The sequence below is a fragment of the Tepidicella baoligensis genome (assembly GCF_013432195.1).
In the GTDB taxonomy this organism is placed as follows: Bacteria; Pseudomonadota; Gammaproteobacteria; order Burkholderiales; family Burkholderiaceae_C; genus Tepidicella; species Tepidicella baoligensis.
On record NZ_JACCDB010000029.1, the window covers coordinates 1 to 3402 of the forward strand.

General features: G+C 65.5%; 4 protein-coding genes. All 4 read right to left on the reverse strand.

The features are described from left to right. On the reverse strand, positions 1 to 890 hold an 890-nt coding region (locus HZS63_RS13700; RefSeq protein WP_180684550.1), incomplete at its 3' end, for a retention module-containing protein. A 103-nt stretch (positions 891 to 993) separates the two neighbouring features. Continuing rightward, positions 994 to 1245, reverse strand: a complete 252-nt coding sequence (locus HZS63_RS13705) for a hypothetical protein (protein ID WP_246316401.1) — start codon at positions 1243 to 1245, stop codon at positions 994 to 996. Positions 1246 to 1257: 12 nt separating this feature from the next. Then, positions 1258 to 1899: a helix-turn-helix transcriptional regulator gene (locus HZS63_RS13710; protein ID WP_180684551.1), complete on the reverse strand. Its 642-nt coding sequence runs from the start codon at positions 1897 to 1899 to the stop codon at positions 1258 to 1260. An 18-nt stretch (positions 1900 to 1917) separates the two neighbouring features. Next, a complete protein-coding gene (locus HZS63_RS13715; protein ID WP_343039998.1) occupies positions 1918 to 3336 on the reverse strand; it encodes an HlyD family type I secretion periplasmic adaptor subunit in 1419 nt (472 codons plus the stop codon). Positions 3337 to 3402 lie beyond the last annotated feature (66 nt).

Sequence of the window (3402 nt, forward strand, 5' to 3'; positions counted from 1 at the left end):
AGCGTCACCTTGGTCGTGTCGTCATCATCAATCACACCAATGGAGGTGGATTGATCAATATTAATTTCTTCATAACCTCCCCCGGAAGCGGACTCGACGCCAATATCAATCAAATCCCGGCCCTGAAGGTATTCATCGTCTTCCCGGATGTCGATCTGGACGAAACCAAAGCTTTCGCCGACTGGAACGACAATGGTCTGGCCGTTGGTGAGGTTCAGGATCAAGCCTGTACCCGTGGGCGGCACGTCCACTTCTGCCACCACGCCAACGAAGGAACCCTCGATCACGTCTTCGCCGCCGATGTATACGAAGCCTCCGGTTTCGGGGTCGACCAACGGCTGCCCCCCTTCATCCAGCCGGATGTAGCGCAGGGTGACATTACCAACGACCGGGGCAATCTCTGGGGGAACGACTGCCGCTGGAACGGCAGGCAGCAGCACCTCATCGAAAGATGCAGGGCTGACAGGTGCATACTCATACGACAACGGGTCCACGCCCTCGGTGACACGCAACAAGCGCACGAAGTCGCTGCCGTCGCCGCCACCGCCACCGCCGGCACCGGCCGCAGCGGCTTCGAGTTCTTCGGTCAGGTCACCGCCCTGCTCCAAAACCTGCAGAATCTGGTCCACCGAGCTGGGCTGCACGCCGGCTTCGGCCGCGGTGGGCGTGGCGTCGGACTGCGCCATGGACTCGTCCACGCGCAGGCTCTGGCCGGGGCCCATGGCGACCACCTGTCCGTCTTCCATCATCAGCTCGACGCGGGCGCCGGGTGCGGTACGGATGGTTTCACCTTTTTGGATCACATCGCCTACCTTGAGGGGGCGGGTGGATCCATCGGCGGCAACGACGACGGCGTTACCGGTGACTGACAGGACGGTGGCTTGGGCCATGGCGGCACTCCTCATGATGAAAGATGGCCACAGCTTACGCTTGCGCGCAGGCCGTGGCCATTGGACTTAAGTACAGTTTTGCACCGAACCGGACGGCGCCGTGTCAAATCAAACCGGCATCGTCCTCGTCGAGCAGTTGAAGACGGCGGCTGAGGGTGGCGCGCGTCTGCCGGCGCTGCAGCAATTTGGCCTGGGCGGCCGGTGGGAAATCGGTGAACTGGATCACCCCGCGGGCGATGAGAATATCGATCAGATCCTCGGTGACGCGGGCAAGGCTGGCGTCGGTGTCGGACAGGGCCTGGCGCTCCTCATTTTCCGATGATGGGCCCGGGGGTTGCGCAGCGGAATCGGTCATGGCCTCTCTCCTTCAGGCACGGTCTGCCAGATGCAGCACCAATTGGACCCGATCGCGCACCCCGAGCTTGTCGAACACCGCGCCGAGATGGGCCTTGACCGTGCGCTCCGAAATGAAGAGCTGCTCGGCCACTTCCTTGTTGCTCTTGCCAGCGGCCACCAGACGGGCCACCTGGGCCTCCCGGTCCGACAGTTTGGACAGGTCGGCTGGCGGCAGCGGCGCCCTGGGGCTGCGCTCCAGCGCCGAGCGCGTGGCCACCATCAGCCGCTGCACGAGGTCCGGCCCGACCCACAGGCCGCCATGGCGCACCGCCTGTTCCACTTCACGGTACACCGCCGGCAGCGCCAGTTGATGGCAGTAGCCACGAGCGCCGGCCTGCAAGGCGCGCAACCCCTCGGCGTCCTGGGGCACACCACTCACCACCACGACCCGGCGTCCGGGGTGCAGTTGCAACAGCGCTGCCACCCGCTCCTCCCAGTCCGGCCGCGCGGTGGGAACCCAAACCCCGTCGTCGGCCCCGAGGGATTTGACCAGGGACGACCAATCGGCCCAGCGCCCATCGGGAAAGGCCTGGATCCAGCGCTCAGGGGGAATCCCCGGACCGCCACCCAACAGGGAAACACCGGCCTGGACCAGAAAATGCGGTTTGCTCATGTGGGTCTCTTTTCGGTTTCAACGCTCTGACATGGCATTGGCCTTGGCGCGCAACACCGGCTTGAGCAGATAGTCGAGCACCGTCTTCTTGCCCGTGAGGATGTCCACCTGCGCCACCATGCCGGGAATGATGGGCAGCCCTTCGCCCAGGCTGGCCTCGCGGGTACGCAGTCGCACGATGTAGAACGCGTTGCCGCGATCGTCCACCACGGAGTCGGCGCTGATGCTTTCCACGTCTGCCTTGAGCCCGCCGTAAATGGCAAAGTCGTAGGCCGTGAACTTGACCATGGCCTCCAGGCCGGGGCGCAGGAAGGCAATGTCCTTGGGCGTGATCTGCGCCTCGAGGATGAGGGCATCGTCCAGGGGCACGATCTCAACCACCTCGCGGCCGGGCTGCACCACACCCCCCACGGTGTTGATGAACAAGCGATTGACCGTGCCGCGCACCGGGGAGCGGATCTCGGCCTTGACGACCTTGTCCTCCAGGGCCCGCCCACCCTCGGTCAGGGCCGACAGCCGGCCCAGGGTCTCGGAGAGTTCGGCGCTCATCTGGTTGCGAGAAGTAAGTTGCACCTCTTCGATGCGACGCTGGGCTTCCGCAATGGCGGCGCGCACCCGTGAGATTTGCGCCGTGGCCTGCTCCAGGTCGCCTCGCAACCGGGCCACCTCGCGCTCCAGGCGCAAGACCTCGACCTCCGACACCGCCCCCGTGGCGACCATGGGACGGGTGGCCTGCAGTTCGCGCAGGGTGAGCTGCAGGCCGCGCTCCGCCTGCTCGCGCCGCGCCATGACCTCGTTGAGCTCCTGCTGACGCTGGCTGAGCTGACTCTGGGCGATCGAGAGCTGGGCGCTCATCTCGGCACGCCTGGATTCGTACAGGCGGCGCTCCTGTGCCACGATGTCGGGCACCTCCCGCGCCAGCTCAGGCGGGGGATCGAACGGCTGGTTTTGCACCAGGGCCTGAAGGCGCAAGGCCTTCACCCGCAAGGCCGCCTGGCTGACCCGGCTTTCGCCGAGGCTGGAGGCAAAGCGGGTGGTATCGACGCGCAGCAGCAACTGCCCCGGTTCAACGATCTGGCCCTCGCGGACCATGATTTCTTCGACCACACCACCGTCCACGCTCTGGATGACCTGGACCTGGCTGCTGGGCACCACCCGTGCCTCGCCGCGCGTGACCTCGTCGATTTCCGCAACCGAGGCCCAGGCGATCAGCAGCACCAGCACCACGGCGGCGATGCGCAACAACCAGCGAGCCCGCAAAGGCTCCTGCTGCAGCTGCGCCCAGTCGGCATCGGACGCCCAGTCCAGCGATTCCGTGCCACCGCCGGAGGTGAGCCGGCGCGTGAGCCGGCCGAAAATCGGGTCGCTGACGCGGGCAGCGGCCTGCGTGGCCTGCCCCAGGCGCTCGAAGGTTTTTTCGTTCAGCTCGGCCATCATGCCGCCTTTCCGATGCGGCCTTGCCGCAACGCCTGGATCACCTGCTCCTTAGCAGGCCGTTGAAAA

Coding starts and splice junctions, on each gene's coding strand:
- HZS63_RS13705 (WP_246316401.1), bottom strand. CDS start 1,245: ATGACCGATTCCGCTGCGCAACCCCCGGGCCCATCATCGGAAAATGAG.
- HZS63_RS13710 (WP_180684551.1), bottom strand. CDS start 1,899: ATGAGCAAACCGCATTTTCTGGTCCAGGCCGGTGTTTCCCTGTTGGGT.
- HZS63_RS13715 (WP_343039998.1), bottom strand. CDS start 3,336: ATGATGGCCGAGCTGAACGAAAAAACCTTCGAGCGCCTGGGGCAGGCC.